The following is a 17165-nucleotide window of genomic DNA, read 5'->3' as shown; positions in this document are numbered from 1 at the left end:
GATGGGTCCCGTACTCGCCGGCGTGCTCCAGCTGCTCGCGCTCATAGCGGCGCTGGCACTCGCCTACGTCCCTCTGGGCACCTACATGGCCAGGGTCTACTCCTCCACGAAGCACTGGCGGGTGGAGGAGTGGATCTACAAGGGCATCGGCGCCAACCCCGACACCGAGATGCGCTGGCCCGCGTACCTGCGCGGTGTCCTTGGTTTCTCGGCAGTGGGCGTCCTCTTTCTCTACCTGCTCCAGCGGCTCCAGGGCCACCTGCCCGGCTCGCTCGGCTTCAAGGCGATCGACCCGGACCAGGCGTTCAACACCGCCACGTCCTTCGTCACGAACACCGACTGGCAGTCGTACTACGGCGAGCAGGCCATGGGCCACGTCGTGCAGACGGCGGGTCTGGCGGTGCAGAACTTCGTCTCGGCGGCCGTCGGCATCGCGGTGGCGGTGGCGCTCGTACGAGGGTTCGCGCGCTCGCGTACCGGTGAGCTGGGCAACTTCTGGTCGGACCTGGTGCGTGGTGTGACCCGCATCCTGCTGCCGCTCTCCGTCGTCGCCGCGATCGTCCTGGTCGCCTGCGGCGCCGTCCAGAACTTCTCCGGCATCCACGAGGTCGGCCAGTTCTTGGGTGGCAACCAGCAGTGGAACGGCGGCGCGGTGGCCTCGCAGGAGGCCATCAAGGAGGTCGGCACCAACGGCGGCGGCTACTTCAACGCCAACTCCGCCCACCCCTTCGAGAACCCGACCCCGTTCACGAACCTCTTCGAGATCTTCCTGCTGCTGGTCATCCCGTTCGCGCTGACCCGCACCTTCGGCATCATGGTCGGCTCCATCAAGCAGGGCTACGCGATCCTCGCCACCATGGCCACCATCTGGGTCGGCTTCACCGCGCTGATGATGTGGACCGAGTTCGCCCACCACGGCCCTGCGCTCGACATCGCGGGCGGGGCGATGGAAGGCAAGGAGCAGCGCGTCGGAGTCGGCGCCTCGTCGATCTTCGCGGTCTCGACCACGCTCACCTCGACCGGCGCGGTGGACTCCTTCCACTCCTCCTTCACCGGCCTGGGCGGCGGCATCACCATGCTCGGCATGCAGCTGGGCGAGATCGCGCCCGGCGGCACCGGCTCCGGTCTCTACGGCATGCTGGTCATGGCGATCATCGCGGTGTTCATCGCCGGTCTCATGGTCGGCCGTACCCCCGAGTACCTGGGCAAGAAGATCGGCACCCGCGAGATCAAGTTCGCGGCCTGTTACATCCTCATCACCCCGGCGCTGGTGCTCGTCTTCACCGCCGCCGCGATGGCCCTGCCCACCCCGGGCCACTCGATGACCGACAGCGGCGCACACGGATTCTCCGAGATCCTGTACGCCTACAGCTCGGCCGCGAACAACAACGGTTCGGCCTTCGCCGGTCTGAACGCCGACACGCAGTGGTTCAACAGCACGCTGGGGCTGGCCATGGTGCTGGGCCGTTTCCTGCCGATGGTGTTCGTGCTGGCGCTGGCGGGCTCGCTCGCCGAGCAGAAGCCGGTGCCGGCCACCGCTGGCACGCTCCGCACCGAGAAGCCCCTGTTCACCGGGCTGTTGGTGGGCGCGATCCTGATCATCACCGGTCTGACCTATTTCCCGGCCCTCGCGCTGGGTCCGCTCGCCGAGGGGCTGGCGTCATGACGACCGACACGCAGAAGCAAGAGGACTCGATGTCCACAGCCACCCCGACCCGGGCACCACACGAGGACGTCCCGACCGGTCACAAGGACAGCCGCGTCGGCGCGGGCCTCTTCGACCCCAAGCAGCTGGTGACGTCCCTGCCGGACGCCTGCCGCAAGCTCGACCCGCGGGTGATGGTCAAGTCGCCCGTGATGTTCGTGGTGTGGATCGGCTCGGTGCTGACCACCGTCTTCTCTGTCAAGGAGCCCGGCGACTGGTTCGGCTGGACCATCAGCGCCTGGCTGTGGCTGACGGTGGTCTTCGCCAACCTGGCGGAGGCGGTCGCCGAGGGCCGTGGCAAGGCGCAGGCCGACACCCTGCGCAAGGCCAAGACCGACACCGTGGCCCGGCGGCTCGTCGGGGACTCCGAAGAGAGCGTCCCCGGCACCGAGTTGAAGATCGGCGACCTGGTCGTGTGCGAGGCCGGCGAGATCATCCCCGGCGACGGTGACGTCGTCGAGGGCGTCGCGAGCGTCGACGAGTCGGCGATCACCGGCGAGTCGGCGCCCGTCATCCGGGAGTCCGGCGGCGACCGGTCTGCGGTGACCGGCGGCACGAAGGTCCTGTCCGACCGGATCGTCATCAAGATCACGACGAAGCCGGGCGAGACCTTCATCGACCGGATGATCAACCTCGTCGAGGGCGCGGCCCGGCAGAAGACGCCGAACGAGATCGCGCTGAACATCCTGCTCGCCTCGCTGACGATCGTGTTCCTGCTGGCGGTGGCCACCCTGCCGCCGTTCGCGGACTACGCGGGCACCCGTCTCACGATGGTCGTGCTGGTCGCGCTGCTGGTCTGCCTCATCCCCACCACCATCGGCGCGCTGCTCTCCGCGATCGGTATCGCGGGCATGGACCGTCTGGTCCAGCGCAACGTGCTCGCCATGTCGGGGCGGGCGGTCGAGGCCGCCGGTGACGTCTCCACCCTGCTGCTCGACAAGACCGGCACCATCACGCTCGGCAACCGTCAGGCGTCCGAGTTCGTGCCGCTGAGCGGGACGACCGAGGCCGATCTCGCCGACGCCGCCCACCTGTCGTCGCTGGCCGACGAGACGCCCGAGGGCCGCTCCATCGTCGTCCTGGCGAAGGAGAACCACGGACTGCGCGAGCGCCGCCAAGGCGAACTCACCGGCGCCGAGTGGATCGCGTTCACCGCGCAGACCCGGATGTCGGGTGTGGACGTCGACGGCAGGAAGATCCGCAAGGGTGCGGCTGGTTCGGTCGTCGCCTGGGTCCGGGAGCAGGGTGGCGAGGTGTCCGAGGACGCATGCGCGCTCACCGACCGGATCTCCGAGGCGGGCGGCACTCCGCTGCTCGTGGCGGTCGAGGACACCGACGGCGCAAGGGTGTTGGGCGTCATCCACCTCAAGGACGTCGTCAAGGAAGGGATGCGGGAGCGGTTCGACGAGCTGCGCCGCATGGGCATCAAGACCATCATGATCACGGGCGACAACCCGCTGACGGCCAAGGCGATCGCCGAGGAGGCCGGCGTCGACGACTTCCTCGCGGAGGCCACCCCCGAGGACAAGATGGCGCTCATCAAGCGGGAGCAGGCCGGCGGCAAGCTCGTCGCGATGACAGGCGACGGCACGAACGACGCCCCGGCCCTCGCCCAGGCGGACGTCGGCGTCGCGATGAACACGGGTACGTCGGCCGCCAAGGAGGCCGGCAACATGGTCGACCTCGACTCCAACCCGACCAAGCTGATCGAGGTCGTCGAGATCGGCAAGCAACTGCTCATCACCCGGGGCGCGTTGACGACCTTCTCGATCGCCAACGACGTCGCGAAGTACTTCGCGATCATCCCGGCGCTGTTCGCGGCGGTCTACCCGGGCCTGGACAAGCTCAACATCATGGGCCTGGCCTCGCCGGACTCCGCGATCCTGTCCGCGGTCGTCTTCAACGCGCTGATCATCATCGCGCTGGTGCCGCTGTCGCTGAAGGGCGTGCAGTACCGGCCCGTCAGCGCGGACAAGATGCTGCGGCGCAACCTCGCGATCTACGGCGTCGGCGGCCTGGTAGCCCCCTTCGTCGGCATCAAGCTCATCGACCTGCTCATCTCCCTCATCCCCGGAATCGGCTGATCCCCATGAACAACTCGGTATCGAACACTGCCCGGTTGCTCTGGGCCGGCCTGCGAGCGCTGCTCGTGCTGACCCTGGTAACGGGCGTCATCTACCCGCTGGTCGTCACCGGCATCGCCCAGGGGATCTTCCCCGGCAGGGCCAACGGCTCCGAGATCACGTCGGACGGCAAGGTCGTCGGCTCGTCCCTGATCGGGCAGTCGTACAACCTGCCGCTGAAGAAGGGCCAGGAGACCCCGGAGCCCGACCTGAAGTGGTTCCAGGGCCGTCCGCGGAACGGCCTCGGCAGCAACAGCGTCAACACCCGGTACAAGCTGATCCTGTCCGGCGCCACCAACCGGTCCGCCGACAACAAGGACCTCATCGACTGGGTGACCGCCGCCAAGAAGGCCGTCATCGAGGACAACTCGGTGAACGGCTACACGGTCAAGCCCTCCGACGTTCCCGCCGACGCGGTCACCTCCTCCGGCTCCGGCCTCGACCCGGACATCTCCCCGCAGTACGCGGACCTCCAGGTCCACCGGATCGCCGAGAAGAACGGTCTCTCCGTGGCCCAGGTGCAGAAGCTGGTCGACGACCACACCGAGAGTCGCACCTTCGGCTTCATCGGTGAGCCGCGGGTGAACGTCCTCGAACTCAACATCGCGCTCAAGGAACTCGTTTCGAAGAGCTGATGGCGTTACGCGAACCACAGGGGAGTCGGCGGGTCCGGGGAGAACCGGGTTCCGCCAACTCCCGCAGCCATAAGGCCCGCTGCACGGCCCCGGCGCTGACAGTCCGACGTACGACAGGAAAGGCGCACGCCCATGACACGGGTGCTGGTGGTGGAGGACGACCTGCGACTCGTACGGGCCTTCATCATCAATCTCCAGGCACGCCAGTAAGGGGTCGACGCGGCCTCCGACGGCGCCGGCGCGCTCCGGCTCGAGGGCCGGCAGCACGTCTTCGGCCCGGGTGCCGGAACCGGAACCGAACGCGTTCGCAAGGGCGATCGCGTAGGACTGTCGAGGGGCAAGGGCTGATGCAGAACGCCGACGGGGCGGCGTACTCCGAAGGGGTGTCGGAGTACGCCGCCCTCGGACGGGACGAACTGGGGAGAGGCAGTCCGCGCGGTCACTTCGGGTCGCGGTTGAACACCGCCTTCGACCAGCGGTAGCCGAGTGCCGCGAGGCCCAGGCACCAGACGATGGTGATCCACCAGTTGTTGCCGATCTCCGTGCCGAGCAGCAGTCCGCGCAGCGTCTCGATGGCGGGCGTGAACGGCTGGTACTGGGCGATCGGCTGGAACCAGCCCGGCATCGAGTCGACCGGGACGAAGGCGCTGGAGATGAGCGGCAGGAAGACCAGCGGCAGTGCGTTGTTGCTGGCTGCCTCGGCGCTGGGGCTGACCATGCCCATCCCGACCGCGATCCAGGTGAACGCCAGGGCGAACAGCGTGAGCAGCCCGAACGCCGCCAGCCACTCCAGGGCCGTGGCGTCCGTGGAGCGGAAGCCGATGGCCACGCCGACGGCGCCGACGAGAACCACGCTGACGACCGACTGCAGCACGCTGCTGATGACGTGCCCGATGAGCACGGAGCCACGGTGGATCGCCATCGTGCGGAAGCGGGCGATGATGCCCTCGGTCATGTCCATGGAAACGGACACCGCGGTGCCGACCAAGGTGCCGCCGATGGTCATCAGCAGGATGCCCGGGACGAGATACGCGATGTATTCCGAGCGGTCGGCGCCGCCTCCGCCGATGCCCGCGCTCATCACGTCGCCGAAGACGTAGACGAACAGCAGCAGCAGGACGATCGGCGTCAGCAGCAGGTTCAGGGTGAGGGACGGGTAGCGCCGTGCGTGCAGGAGGTTGCGGCGCAGCATCGTGTTCGAGTCGCGTACGGCGAGGGAGAGCCGGGTCGGGCGGGCGGGGGCCAGGGGGGAGCTCATCGGACAGCCTCACCTTTCTTGTCGGTTCGGTCGGTGCCGCCGGTCAGGGCGAAGAACACGTCGTCGAGGTCGGGAGAGTGCATGGCCAGCTCGTCGGCCTCCACACCGGCGGAGTCCAGCCAGTCGAGGATGGAGCGCAGCTCGCGCTGGCTGCCGTCGCTGGGGATCTGCAGCGCGAGCGCCTCGTCGTCCCGGGTGGCCTCGCGTAGCGCGGAGGCGGCTCTCCGGTACGCGGAAGGGTCGGTGAAGCGGAGCCGGACGTGCCCGCCGGGGATCAGCCGCTTCAGCTCGTCGGCGGTGCCCTCGGCTGCGATCTTGCCGTCGTGGAGTACCGCGATGCGGTCGGCGAGCTCGTCGGCCTCCTCCAGGTACTGGGTGGTGAGGAAGACGGTGACGCCGCCGGAGACGAGTTCGCGGATGATCTGCCACATGTTGTGGCGGGAGCGCGGGTCGAGGCCGGTGGTCGGCTCGTCGAGGAAGATGATCCGCGGCTTGCCGACCAGGGTCATGGCGATGTCCAGGCGGCGCTTCATGCCGCCGGAGTAGGTGGAGGCGGGCTTCTTCGCGGCCTCGGTGAGGTCGAACCGGTCCAGCAGTTCGGCGGCGACCCGCCGCCCCTCGCGCTTGGACAGGTGGTGCAGGTCTGCCATGAGGAGCATGTTCTCCTCGCCGGTGATGAGGCCGTCGACGGCGGAGAACTGCCCGGTGACACCGATCGCGGCGCGCACCCCGCCCGGTGACGTGGCGACGTCGTGGCCTGCGACCTGGGCCTGCCCGCCGTCAGCGGTGATAAGGGTGGAGAGGATCTTCACGGCGGTGGTCTTGCCGGCGCCGTTCGGTCCGAGCAGCGCGAACACGGACCCGGCAGGGATGCGCAGGTCGATGCCGTCGAGGACGGTCCTGTCGCCGTACGACTTGCGCAGAGCGACGGTGGAGACGGCGGCCGGCGACTGCGGACCGTCGCTCCGCCTGGACGTGGGCATGACAGATGAAGGCATGGGGCCCTCCGATCGAAGGCTGAAGCGAGTGGAGGAAGGGGCCGGTTGACGAGGTGGTGCTCAGGCCCTGGCGCGGCGGACGTCGATGTTGCCGTACTTGGTGCGGGCGCGGACCTTGACGGTGTCCTCGGCCGGCTCCGGGGTCTCGGACGCGGTGAGCGTGTTGCGCACCTGGCCGGAGCCCGAGCTGACGTCGAGCCAGGCGGCCGTGCCCTCGCGGACGCCGATGTCGATGGCGCCGTGGTTGGTCTCCAACTGGACGGTGCCGCGGGCCACTTCGCCCACCCGCAGGGTGCCGTGGGCGGTGGTGGCGGTGACCGAGTCCTCGGCCCGCCGGATCTCGATGTCGCCGTTGGCGCCGCTCACCCGCAGCTCGCCGATCGCGGCGTCGACCGTCGTGGTGCCGTGCGAGTTCTTCAGGACGGCGGGGCCGTCGAGGAGGCCGACGCGCAGGCTGCCCGAGCTGGTGGTGATCTCGGCCCGGCCCTCGACCCGGTCCACGGTGATCGAGCCGTGCGACGCGGTCAGCTGGAGCGGGCCCGTCGTGTCGAGGCGGACGTCGCCGGACGAGGTCTTCACGTGGACCTCGCCCAGCCGGCCCTCGCCCAGTACCTGGGCCCAGGCACCTGTCATGTCGATGCGCGAGTTCGCGGGCAGTTCGACCGTCACGTCGACGGTGCCGGTGCGGCCGAGCCCGAGCAGATTGCCCTTGGGCGTCCTTACGGTCAGGACGCCGCCCGCGTACGTGACCTCGGTCTGCTCGGTCGCCCTTACGTCCAGGTCCTTCTTCGGGTCGCGGGGCCGCACATCGACGACCGTGTCGAGGCGGTCGCCCGCGGTGAACTGGATGGAACCGGCCTCCACGCGCGCCGTGACCGAGATCGCTTCGGGAGTGTCGAAAGAAGGCATGGCTGTCCCGTCCTCTTGGGTCTTTGAGTCGTCCCCGCTGGTGGGACGTGGTGTGGGTGACGTGGTGTTGGCTGGCGCGGCTAGCGCACCCAGCCCGTGAAGCTCTGTCCGACGGTCTGGGCCTTCTCCGGCGTACGCGGCCGGGTGCCGCCGTCGACCGCTGCCGACACCGCGCGCACCAGCCACGCGTTGACCGACAGGCCCTCGCGGGTCGCGGCCTCCTCGGCGCGAGTCTTGAGGTGGGCCGGCAGACGTAGGTTGACGCGGGCGGTTCCGCCTTCGTCGCCGTCGGCCGGGGCCGGGGTCCTGAGCGGTTCGAGGGGCGCGGCCGGTTCGGCGGGGGCGCCGCCGTAGGTGGGCGGCGGTGTCACCACGAAGTCGGGGTCGAGCCCGCGCAGCCGCACGTCGACCGAGCCGGGGGCGAGTTCACGGGTGATCTCGTCCATGGCGGCGGACAGCACGTTGAGCATGGTCAGCCGGGTCGCCGACTCCAGGGGAGAGGTGAGCCTCTCGGCCAGCTCGCGGGCTTCGTCGCCGCCGGCCTCGGCGGCCACCGCGAGTTCGCGGCGGAGAGAGTCGACATACGGGGTGAGGTCCATGACGCCATAATGGCACCGGTGTGGTGCCATGCGCAAGTCCGGGTGGTGCCTTGTGGGGAGGAGGTGAGCTGATAGGGCATCTCACCTGCGAAAACGTCACGGAGGCGACCCGGGTGATGGTGGTGGCCATGCGTGCTCACGTGTATGTGGAGGGCGCGGAATGATGCCGGATGGCGCCAAGTAGTGCCAAGCGGTGCCACTCGGCGCCATGTCATGCCACGCCACGCCGTGCCGTGCCGTGCCGTGCCGTGCCGTGAAGGTGAGCTGCCCCCGCCCTCCCTGTCGGCTGCAGGCCCATGGCTCGAACCGATAGTCCACGATTTCTTGAATTCAGGTGAACTTGTACTGTCGTGATGTGCTGACTGTTGCCCCCGACATCGAGGTGCTGGCCCGGTTCGGCCGCGCGCTCGCCGACCCGATCCGCTGCCGCCTGCTGCTCGCCCTGCGCGAAGCCCCGGCCTATCCCTCCGACCTCGCCGACGCGCTCGGGATCTCCCGTACCCGGCTCTCCAACCATCTCGCGTGCCTGCGCGACTGCGGCCTGGTCGTCACCGTGCCCGACGGCCGCCGGACCCGCTACGAACTGGCCGACGAGCGCCTCGGCCACGCGCTGGACGACCTGCGCACCGCCGTGGTCGCCGTCGAGACCGACCGGACGTGCGCCGACGCCGACGAGGAGGGGTGCTGCTGATGAGCGCGATATCCCTCGGGCCGTCCCCGGCCCGACGCGACGTGCTCGCCCGGCGGATACGCTTCCTGGTCGCCGCGACCATCACCTACAACGTCGCCGAGGCGGCGGTCGCCCTCACCGCCGGGACGCTCGCGTCGTCCACCGCCCTCATCGGCTTCGGCCTGGACTCCGTCATCGAGGTCTCCTCCGCCGCGGCGGTCGCCTGGCAGTTCTCCGCACGCGATCACGACGCACGGGAAGCCCGCGAGAAGACCACGCTGCGGATCATCGCCGTCTCCTTCTTCGCGCTCGCCGCGTACGTCGGCGTCGACGCCGTCCGCGCGCTGGCCGGCACCGGCGAGGCCGAACGCTCGATCCCCGGCATCGTGATCGTGGCTCTGTCCCTGCTGGTGATGCCGTTCCTGTCCGCGGCTCAGCGCAAGGCTGGGCGCGAGCTCGGCTCCGCCAGCGCGGTAGCGGACTCCAAACAGACCCTGCTGTGCACCTATCTCTCCGCCGTGCTCCTGGTGGGCCTGGTTCTCAACGCCACGCTCGGTTGGTCCTGGGCCGACCCGATCGCTGCCCTCGTCATCGCCGCCATCGCGGTCAAGGAAGGCCGTGACGCCTGGCAGGGCAAGGGCTGCTGCGCGCCCACCGCCGCAGCGCCGCCGACCGGGACCGAAGCGGACAAGTGCGGCTGCCGCCCCGGCTGCACCTGCTGCGGCTGACCCGCGCAGGCGGGGACGGGGACGAGGGCGGGGGGCCTGTCGGGGAGGGCCGAAGCGAGGAGGCCGACCCTCCCGGAACCTCTCGCACCAGGGGGCAGGTTTCAGCGGGCGGTCTGCCGGGCCTCGCGGATGCAGGTGTCGAGGATGTCGACCGCGGTGTCGACGTCGTCGTCGCTGTGATCCGCCATGGCCTGCATGCGGAACCGTGCCGCGTCGGAGGCGACCGCCGGCTGCTCGACGAGATGCGCGACGAGACCGGCGCGGGCGATGAGACCGAAGGCCGTACGGCCGGTGGGGGTGCCGCCGATGAGGACCGGCACGACTGGGCACACCAGTGCGGCCTGTTAGCCGACGCCGCCGGGGCGACGCTGCTGGGTGCACGCGTGACCGACGGGGTGCCGGGCATCGGACTCAGCGGCGGCACTGTCGTCGGCGCTCTGCCCGGCACTCACCGAAGTCGCCCGATCGAGACTCCTGTTCGGCCAACACCGCTCAAGATCGGAACGACAACAGCCACGGAACCGCCGAGGGTTGTCGACGGCCGGTCTCGAGACGCCCGATCGCTCAGGCGCGGGCCCAATCGCCTTCCGTTACGACGGCGCGGAGACTCTCAGCGCCGTCCTTTGTGGGAACTCGTTCGACCATCAGCCGTCAAGTTCTTCGTGGACCGGCTGGACTTGACTGATCTGATCGCCGGCTCTGCTCGCTCCGGGATACCTGCGGCGCGGACGCCACGGCGCCGCGTTTTGATGGGCCATCGGGCAATGGCCTCCGCCAGGGGGGCCATGCTGCGGGCCGTGTTCTCGCCCCAGCATTTCCAGGATGATGCCCAACTCCCTTGGATTTTTCCGCGGCTGAACCGTCAACTATTGACGGTTCATGCGATGAGAGATGTGATTCACCCGTTTGCGGATCGCTATGGGCAGTAGGAGACTTGAAGGCACAAAACGCGGTCTCTGAGTAAGGATGGAAGCCATGGCACTTGTAACCCGCACTCTCTCAGGGTTCGTCAGAGTTGACGGCAAGGATGCTGAAGACTTCGGTCATGACCAATTTATCCACGAGGCTCGAAACCTGAGCGACCCGAACGGAGAAGAAGCAGGCGACAGGATCCTCCTCGAAAACCAAGACACTCTGATTCCCTTCGTCCACGACTACAGGTGGGGTGGGGAGTGCAGGGTGGAGGTCGACATGCACGCCCAGCTCGCGCCCATGGGGCCGCCTCCAGGTAATGAGCAGAACATTCAGATCTGGGGTCAGACGCGGTTCTACGAGGGCACATCGGAGGACACCACTGACCTGGCGGATTGGAAGAATTTCGAATTCAACGTTCCGCGATTTCGCGGTGGAGGGCACGCGACCACGTGGGAGGTGCCATTGGTAAACCACGTCGCCATCGGGGCAGATGATTGGGCCAACGTCTCCTTCAGTCTGAAAAACTTGACAACGGAAGGTGATTGACGGGGGCGCATGTCGTCCCCGACGTCCAGGAGGTCGACCGACGTCGGCTCCAAGTGGCGGACCAACTCGTCGCGTCCATACGGCAACCGGTGAGTTCGGCCGCGTCCTGCATCACCTCGACTCGACAGCCCTCCCGGCCGGCCAACTCCTCGTCCGCTGCAACAACCGGCGCGCAACCCGCTGCCAGGTGGACGCTCTCGCCGACGCGATCGGCATCCGTTGGCGGTTCATGGTCTACCTCGGCTCGTACGGCCCGATGCGTCCTGAGGAGCTGGCCGGCCTTCGTCGCCGGGACGTCGACCTCGACCACATGGTGATCCGGGTCCGCGTCGCCGAACCGGAGCGGACCAACGGCAAGCGCGCCCCCGGGGAGACCAAATTCGACGCGGGTGTCCGGGCCGTCGTCCTCCCCGCGTTCCTCCACAAGGAGGTACGGCAGCACCTCGCCTGGTTCGCCGAGAAGGGGCCCGACGGGTTGGCCTTCGTCGGCGAGAAGGGTGCCCCCTTCCGGCGTACCTCGTTCGGCCGGAAGTGGCGTCGCGCTCGCACCGTGGCCGGGCTCCCGGATGGCTTCCGCTTCTACGACCTTCGGCACACCGGACACACGCTCTCGACCCGTTCGGGCGCCACTCTCAAGGACACGATGGTCCGCGCCGGCCAGTCCTCCGAAAAAGCCGCGCTGATCTATCAGCACTCCGACGAGGGGCGGCGGCGGGACCTCGCGGCCGGCCTCGGCGACCTGGTCCGCGCCGAGCGTGCGAAGCACCACAAGGGCAAGGATCACGACCCCGCGCACCACAACGAGAAGCCCACGGGCAGCTAGCCACGCCCGTGTGGTGCGGATGTGGTGCGCGCCCAGCTGACCGTTCCGGACAACAAAGAACCCCCGGGTCATCGACCTGGGGGTTTCGCATGGAGCGGGTGACGAGAATCGAACTCGCGCTCTCAGCTTGGGAAGCTGATGTTCTACCATTAAACTACACCCGCGTAAGACGCCGGTCTGGACCGGTGTCCGAACGCTCCGTAACTCTACCTCATGCCAGGCCTCGGGCGCTGAAGCCCCGGGGCCTGTGGGCGTTTCAAGGGGAGGGATCCGGCTACCCGGGACTGGAGTTGGGGCGTACGGTGGTGCGGCGGAAGTGGGGTCGGGCGGGGTCGGAGTGCCGCCTGTCGGACCGTCCTGTTCATCCCGTAATGTGGCTTTCAGTGTCCGGCGAGCAGCAGCCGGACGCGGCTCTTGGGGAAGGGACTACAGGACTTGATGGAGCGCACCGTCGTCCGTTGTGCCGATGGGCACGTGTTCAGCACCGCTTCGTTCCCGATGCAGCAGGCCGAGCGGCTCGGTCCCGGACGGCTCGTCCGGTGTCCTCGTTGCACCCGGTTGCGCAACGTCGTCCCGGTGACTTCGGGCGGACGGTACCGCGAGGGAGCGGTGGCCGTGGGAGAGCGGTAGGAGCGGTGGTCGGGCGGTAAGAGGCGCCCGGAGTTCGGCGCGTGGAGTCGTCCGGTGGTGGTCGCTCCGCGCGCCTTGCGTATCCTCGGGACGTGCTTCTCTCAGACAAGGACATCCGGGCCGAGATCGACGCCGGACGGGTACGGATCGATCCCTACGACGAATCCATGGTGCAGCCGTCGAGCATCGACGTCCGGCTCGACCGGTACTTCCGGGTGTTCGAGAACCACCGGTACCCGCACATCGACCCCTCCGTCGAGCAGGTCGATCTGACGCGGCTCATCGAGCCCGAGGGCGACGAGCCGTTCATCCTCCATCCCGGGGAGTTCGTGCTCGCCAGCACGTACGAGGTCATCTCGCTTCCCGACGACCTCGCCTCCCGGCTGGAGGGCAAGAGTTCGCTCGGGCGGCTCGGACTGGTCACCCACTCCACCGCCGGGTTCATCGACCCGGGGTTCTCCGGGCACGTGACCCTCGAACTGTCCAACGTCGCCACCCTGCCGATCAAGCTCTGGCCGGGGATGAAGATCGGCCAGCTGTGCATGTTCCGGCTGACCTCGCCGGCCGAGTCCCCCTACGGCAGTGAGCGGTACGGCTCCAGGTACCAGGACCAGCGCGGGCCGACGGCCTCGCGGTCCTTCCTGAACTTCCACCGGACCCAGGTGTGAGCGCTGGCGCTCACGGCAGCGGCGCTTCGGAGCCGGCGCGGGAGAACCTCACGTACGAGCAGTTCGGGACGGCCGTGCGCGAGCTCGCGCAGACCATCGCCGACGACGGCTACGTCCCTGACGTCATCCTCAGCATCGCCCGCGGCGGAGTCTTCGTCGCCGGCGGGCTCGCCTACGCCCTCGACTGCAAAAACATCCATCTGGTGAACGTCGAGTTCTACACCGGCGTCGGGACCACGCTGGACATGCCCGTCATGCTCGCGCCCGTCCCCGACGTGGTCGACTTCTCCGACAAGAAGGTCCTGATCACCGACGACGTCGCCGACACGGGCAAGACGCTGAAGCTGGTCCGCGACTTCTGCCTGGACGCCGTCGCGGAGGTGCGCAGCGCCGTCGTCTACGAGAAGCCGCAGTCGCTGGTGAAGTGCGAGTACGTGTGGAAGCGGACCGGCGACTGGATCAACTTCCCGTGGAGCGTCCTGCCGGTGGTGCGTCGGTCGGGGGAGCCGGTCACGCCGTCCACCGAGGCACTCTGACCTCTGATCCGTCTGCGTCCGGCAGGACGAGGGCACTGGTGGCGGCAGTGCCGGCGCCGTCTCACGGGCGTGGAACCGACAAGGCTCCTGCGCCGGGGAGGTGGGACGCCGATCACCTCCCCGCACGGCACAGGGCCTTCTCCGTTGCGGCGCCTAGAGCTGGCCTCGCCACCATGGCACGTCAAGGCTGTCAGCCTGGATGACCCTGGCCCTGGTCAGGATCTTCCTGTCGAGGGCCCGCACGAGGGTGCGCAACTCACGCGCGCTCTTCCTGGGCAGCGCGTGCAGCACGGCTTCGAGGTGCTCGCGGAAGCCGGACCCGTAGCACCCGCACTCGGAAATGCCGCAATCGAGACCTGCGAGTGGATCCATCAGTGGGTCCACCAGTTGTCTGAGGGGGCCATGGGCATAGGCCTGCCAGTGCCAGAACGCTTCTTCGGTGGCTTCGGGCCAGAAGCGGGTCCGCTCCAGCCGGCGCAGGTCGGCTGTGCAGGAACCTGAGAGGCGGTCGATGGGCGGGTGCCGTCGCCGGCTCCTCAAGCGGACAGGGAGGTCGCCCCGCAGGGCTGACGGGCGCCTACGCGGCACTGCCCCTTCGGTCGTCGTTCATGCGGGCACGCTACAGAACCCGCGTGTCGCGTGGCCACCGGATATCCGGTGGCCGATGCCCTGAACCGGGGAAGCCCTGGACATCGGCTGGGGGTGTCAGGCCTCGGGGCGTTCGTGCGGCAGCGGCGCTCGTACGTATGCGGCGCGCCGTTCGTCGCATGCCCCCAGAAGGCGGAAGTTCCTGCGAGCTTCCGTGAGGCTCAGCCGGCCGTTGGGACCGCCTCGCACCCGGTCGGCGTCGTCGTCGTCCTGGCCGTCGTCTTCCCAGAAGCACACCGGGCAGATATCGAAGCCCGCCCGCTGGTCGAGCGTCAGGAAGCCGCAGCACGGACAGCGGCAGGGACCGGGCTCGGCGTTCCCCTGGGTGTCAGCGACCATCACGCCATCCTGCCCGGCAGCGCCTCCAGAAGCGACCGAACAGACAGGCCGCTTCCCCTGGACGGCCGCTTCACCTGGCCTTGAGTGCTTTGACGCCGTCCGGCTCGAAGTCGTAGACGTAGTCGTTGAGACGGAGGCCGTCGACCGCGCCGATCCACATGAAGTCGCGGCCCTTGCCCACGGCGACCGTGTAGACGGTCGGCCGGGCGTTGCGGGACGTGAACGCCGCCTTCAGCGCGGCGAAGGTGCACCGGGCGGCCTGGGTGCAGCCGGTCGCGGTTCCGGTGTCGCCGGTGAGGTACCAGTAGCCGGTCGTCGTGGCGTCGAGGAACGGGCTCCAGGCGTTCGTCACGGGGGACGCGGCCGGCACCCACACCAGCGTGGAGTAGTCGTCGGTGGAGTTCACGTTCGGGTCGATCTCGAGCCTGATGTTCGGCATGTTCGTCGGGCCGCCGTAGGAGACGTTCTCGCCTGTCTGGAACACGTGGAAACCGACCCGCCGCAGCCCGAGCAGCGACTTGCCGTAGAAGTCCACCTCGTTGCCGAAGTCCACCTTCTCGCTGGGGGTCGGCAGCACGGTGGAGTCGTCCGCGACCTCGATGCCGAGGCTGCCGCGGCCGTACGGCGGTCTCGCGGAGGTGCCTGCCACGCCGAACGAGCCGTACGGGCCGTTGCGGAGCGCGGCGACGGGCGAGCCGATCGTGTTGCGGGTGATCACGCCCCAGTGGTCCGGCTGGGCCCGGCCGTCGTCCGTGCCGGCGGAGGCCGATCCCGGAAGGATCGCGGAGATGAGGGCGACGAGCAGGGCGGCCACGAGCACCGGTCCCCGTCGCAGGCCGAAGCGAGCTTTCACGCGCACTCCCAGGTGAGGTCATGGAGGTCATGGAGAGGTCCTGGAGGTCGAACCGAGCAGTCACGTTATCTGACGCTCGGTAGTCACGGTGATGCGACATGCGGCTTATGTGACCTATTCGGGTGCGCGCGGGTTGCCGGTTGTCGCCTGTGTTCCGGTCGTCGCCCTGTGCGCAGGTCGCCTCGCGGGAGGGGACCGGGCGTGCGAGAGGGCCCCGGCGGTCGTCCGCGGGGCCCTCTCGGGTGACTGTCTGTCGGCGGGGCTAGAACGTGCCCAGCTTCACGATCGACAGCAGGGCGATCAGCTGGATCGACGACGCGCCCAGGGCCTTCGGCCACGGCAGGTCGTGGGAGCGGCTGACCATCAGGGTGAGCAGGGCGCCGGCCGCCACCCAGGTGGCCCAGCCCAGCAGCTGGACGAAGGAGGCGTCGCCGCCGAAGAACATGGCGAAGACGAGGCGCGGCGCGTCCGTCAGGGACATGATCAGCATGGAGAGGCCGACCGTGGGCTGCCAGGCGCCGTCGCCGCCGAGCTGCCGGGCCAGGGTGTGGGTGACCACGCCCAGGATGAAGGAGCTCAGCACCATCGCGACGGCCGTCGTCAGGACGATCGGGATCGCGTTGGAGAGCGTCGCGTGGATCGCGTCCTCGCGCGCGCCGTCGAAGCCGAACACCGCGAGCAGTCCGTAGAGGAACGTGACGACGAGGGCCGGGCCCCACATCGTGTAGTCCCGCATCTGCAGGAACGTCTGCCGGGGGGCGAGGACGATGCCCTTCAGCAGTTCCTTCCAGTGCAGGCGCGGACCGACCGGGCCGGCCGGGGCCGAGCCGGCGTGGTATGTACCGCCCTGGTTGTACTGGTCGTACTGGTGGTGCTCGTCGATCGAGAAGGCCTGGGTGTGGCCCGGGTTGTTCGCGGCGTACGGGTCGTGCGGGACGCCGCCCGGAGCGCCGGCGCCGGGCGACCCGTACGGGGCGTCGCCGCCGAAGTACTCCGGCTCGTCGCCGTTGCGACCGCCGTGACCGCCGCCGTTGGCCTGCGGCCACTGGCCGCCGCCGGCGCCGCCGTACTGAGGCCGCTGCGGCGGATACGGCTGCTGGGCCGACGGGTAGCCGTAGGACGGCCCCGAGGGACCCGACGGTCCTGAGGGGCCCGACGGGCCCGAGGGGCCCGACGGGCCCGAGGGCCGCGACGGGCCCTGGGGCGCCTGCTGCCCGTACGGAGGGTGTTGCGGTCGCGTTTGCGGGGCGCGGTTGTCCCGGCCGCCGCGTCCGATCCTGAATCCAGCCACGCCTTCGAACGTACCTGGTCCTGCCGAGTGGTGTGCCGGGGCCGCCGTTCGCGCGCGGCTTTGCTGCCGAGCTGTGACATCCCCTAAGGGGTGCAACGGTGCTGGATTCAGTGGTTGTTCAGGGGCCTGACCTAGGGGCCTGTCCCAGGGCTGTCCTCAGGGGCGAGGCGGGGGCGGCCCGGGAACGGCGTCGGCCCCCCCGCCCCGGCGGGCGCCGCGGGGGCGGGTCGGCCCGCCCGGGTGAAGACACGCGGGCGGGGCCCCCGGCCCCTAGGGCGGGGGCGCGGCCCC

19 protein-coding genes, 1 tRNA gene and 1 pseudogene are annotated in these 17165 nt (G+C 69.1%); 11 read left to right on the top strand and 10 right to left on the bottom strand.

The window, feature by feature from the left end:
- Position 1 precedes the first annotated feature (1 nt).
- From kdpA to ACFVYK_RS08285, 4 genes and pseudogenes are all read left to right on the top strand, one after another.
- On the top strand, positions 2 to 1666 hold the full coding sequence (kdpA, locus tag ACFVYK_RS08300) for a potassium-transporting ATPase subunit KdpA (protein ID WP_389770116.1): 1665 nt from the start codon (positions 2 to 4) through the stop codon (positions 1664 to 1666).
- Complete coding sequence (gene kdpB, locus ACFVYK_RS08295; protein ID WP_389770113.1) at positions 1663 to 3789, top strand: potassium-transporting ATPase subunit KdpB; 2127 nt, start codon at positions 1663 to 1665, stop codon at positions 3787 to 3789. Before kdpA ends, kdpB begins: the two co-directional genes overlap by 4 nt.
- A 5-nt stretch (positions 3790 to 3794) precedes the next feature.
- Positions 3795 to 4463, top strand: coding sequence for a potassium-transporting ATPase subunit C (locus ACFVYK_RS08290; protein WP_389770110.1), 669 nt, complete (start codon positions 3795 to 3797; stop codon positions 4461 to 4463).
- Between the two features lie 132 nt (positions 4464 to 4595).
- Positions 4596 to 4670: pseudogene (locus tag ACFVYK_RS08285) on the top strand (DNA-binding response regulator); the annotation flags it as partial.
- Positions 4671 to 4902: 232 nt separating this feature from the next.
- Here the strand turns inward: ACFVYK_RS08285 and ACFVYK_RS08280 are convergent.
- The 4 genes from ACFVYK_RS08280 to ACFVYK_RS08265 form a co-directional block, all read right to left on the bottom strand.
- A complete protein-coding gene (locus ACFVYK_RS08280) occupies positions 4903 to 5721 on the bottom strand; it encodes an ABC transporter permease (protein WP_389770107.1) in 819 nt (272 codons plus the stop codon).
- Positions 5718 to 6704, bottom strand: coding sequence for an ATP-binding cassette domain-containing protein (locus tag ACFVYK_RS08275; protein ID WP_389770233.1), 987 nt, complete (start codon positions 6702 to 6704; stop codon positions 5718 to 5720). The genes ACFVYK_RS08280 and ACFVYK_RS08275 overlap by 4 nt, the downstream gene beginning before the upstream one ends.
- A gap of 75 nt (positions 6705 to 6779) precedes the next feature.
- Positions 6780 to 7628: a DUF4097 domain-containing protein gene (locus ACFVYK_RS08270; RefSeq protein ID WP_389770105.1), complete on the bottom strand. Its 849-nt coding sequence runs from the start codon at positions 7626 to 7628 to the stop codon at positions 6780 to 6782.
- Between the two features lie 80 nt (positions 7629 to 7708).
- Positions 7709 to 8227 carry a hypothetical protein gene (locus ACFVYK_RS08265; RefSeq protein WP_389770103.1) on the bottom strand — a complete coding sequence of 173 codons (519 nt, stop codon included), beginning with the start codon at positions 8225 to 8227 and terminating at the stop codon, positions 7709 to 7711.
- 355 nt (positions 8228 to 8582) lie between these two features.
- Between ACFVYK_RS08265 and ACFVYK_RS08260 the strand changes: the two genes are divergently transcribed.
- A complete protein-coding gene (locus ACFVYK_RS08260; protein ID WP_389770100.1) occupies positions 8583 to 8918 on the top strand; it encodes an ArsR/SmtB family transcription factor in 336 nt (111 codons plus the stop codon).
- Complete coding sequence (locus tag ACFVYK_RS08255) at positions 8918 to 9625, top strand: cation transporter (protein WP_389770098.1); 708 nt, start codon at positions 8918 to 8920, stop codon at positions 9623 to 9625. Before ACFVYK_RS08260 ends, ACFVYK_RS08255 begins: the two co-directional genes overlap by 1 nt.
- A gap of 101 nt (positions 9626 to 9726) precedes the next feature.
- Here ACFVYK_RS08255 and ACFVYK_RS08250 read toward each other — a convergent pair whose 3' ends face one another.
- Entirely contained in the window at positions 9727 to 9945 is a 219-nt protein-coding gene (locus tag ACFVYK_RS08250; protein ID WP_389770097.1) for a hypothetical protein, read from the bottom strand.
- 655 nt (positions 9946 to 10600) lie between these two features.
- On the opposite strand from ACFVYK_RS08250, the gene ACFVYK_RS08245 reads away from it, so the two are divergent.
- Positions 10601 to 11086 (top strand): hypothetical protein, encoded by a 486-nt coding sequence (locus ACFVYK_RS08245; RefSeq protein WP_389770094.1) that lies wholly within the window; start codon positions 10601 to 10603, stop codon positions 11084 to 11086.
- The gene (locus tag ACFVYK_RS08240; RefSeq protein ID WP_389770092.1) at positions 11079 to 11909 is read left to right on the top strand and encodes a tyrosine-type recombinase/integrase; all 831 of its coding nucleotides are present in this window, start codon (positions 11079 to 11081) and stop codon (positions 11907 to 11909) included. The genes ACFVYK_RS08245 and ACFVYK_RS08240 overlap by 8 nt, the downstream gene beginning before the upstream one ends.
- A 90-nt stretch (positions 11910 to 11999) precedes the next feature.
- Here ACFVYK_RS08240 and ACFVYK_RS08235 read toward each other — a convergent pair.
- Positions 12000 to 12073 (bottom strand) — tRNA-Gly (locus ACFVYK_RS08235).
- 274 nt (positions 12074 to 12347) lie between these two features.
- Between ACFVYK_RS08235 and ACFVYK_RS08230 the strand changes: the two genes are divergently transcribed.
- The 3 genes from ACFVYK_RS08230 to ACFVYK_RS08220 all read left to right on the top strand — a co-directional run bounded on the left by ACFVYK_RS08230 (position 12348) and on the right by ACFVYK_RS08220 (position 13743).
- The gene (locus tag ACFVYK_RS08230) at positions 12348 to 12539 is read left to right on the top strand and encodes a hypothetical protein (protein ID WP_389770089.1); all 192 of its coding nucleotides are present in this window, start codon (positions 12348 to 12350) and stop codon (positions 12537 to 12539) included.
- 92 nt (positions 12540 to 12631) lie between these two features.
- Complete coding sequence (dcd, locus tag ACFVYK_RS08225; RefSeq protein WP_389770087.1) at positions 12632 to 13207, top strand: dCTP deaminase; 576 nt, start codon at positions 12632 to 12634, stop codon at positions 13205 to 13207.
- The gene (locus ACFVYK_RS08220; protein ID WP_389770084.1) at positions 13204 to 13743 is read left to right on the top strand and encodes a phosphoribosyltransferase; all 540 of its coding nucleotides are present in this window, start codon (positions 13204 to 13206) and stop codon (positions 13741 to 13743) included. The genes dcd and ACFVYK_RS08220 overlap by 4 nt, the downstream gene beginning before the upstream one ends.
- A 153-nt stretch (positions 13744 to 13896) precedes the next feature.
- On the opposite strand, the gene ACFVYK_RS08215 is transcribed toward ACFVYK_RS08220, so the two are convergent.
- The 4 genes from ACFVYK_RS08215 to ACFVYK_RS08200 form a co-directional block, all read right to left on the bottom strand.
- Positions 13897 to 14115, bottom strand: a complete 219-nt coding sequence (locus ACFVYK_RS08215) for a hypothetical protein (protein ID WP_389770081.1) — start codon at positions 14113 to 14115, stop codon at positions 13897 to 13899.
- Positions 14116 to 14448: 333 nt separating this feature from the next.
- The gene (locus tag ACFVYK_RS08210; protein ID WP_389770078.1) at positions 14449 to 14730 is read right to left on the bottom strand and encodes a CPCC family cysteine-rich protein; all 282 of its coding nucleotides are present in this window, start codon (positions 14728 to 14730) and stop codon (positions 14449 to 14451) included.
- Between the two features lie 70 nt (positions 14731 to 14800).
- Positions 14801 to 15583: a hypothetical protein gene (locus tag ACFVYK_RS08205; protein WP_389770076.1), complete on the bottom strand. Its 783-nt coding sequence runs from the start codon at positions 15581 to 15583 to the stop codon at positions 14801 to 14803.
- 262 nt (positions 15584 to 15845) lie between these two features.
- Positions 15846 to 16874 (bottom strand): Yip1 family protein, encoded by a 1029-nt coding sequence (locus ACFVYK_RS08200; protein ID WP_389770073.1) that lies wholly within the window; start codon positions 16872 to 16874, stop codon positions 15846 to 15848.
- Between the last annotated feature and the right edge of the window lie 291 nt (positions 16875 to 17165).

The organism is Streptomyces sp. NPDC058291 (assembly GCF_042880855.1).
Lineage (GTDB): Bacteria > Actinomycetota > Actinomycetes > Streptomycetales > Streptomycetaceae > Streptomyces.
Note: the sequence above shows the minus strand (reverse complement) of the source record. Positions and strands in the feature narration are given on the sequence as shown.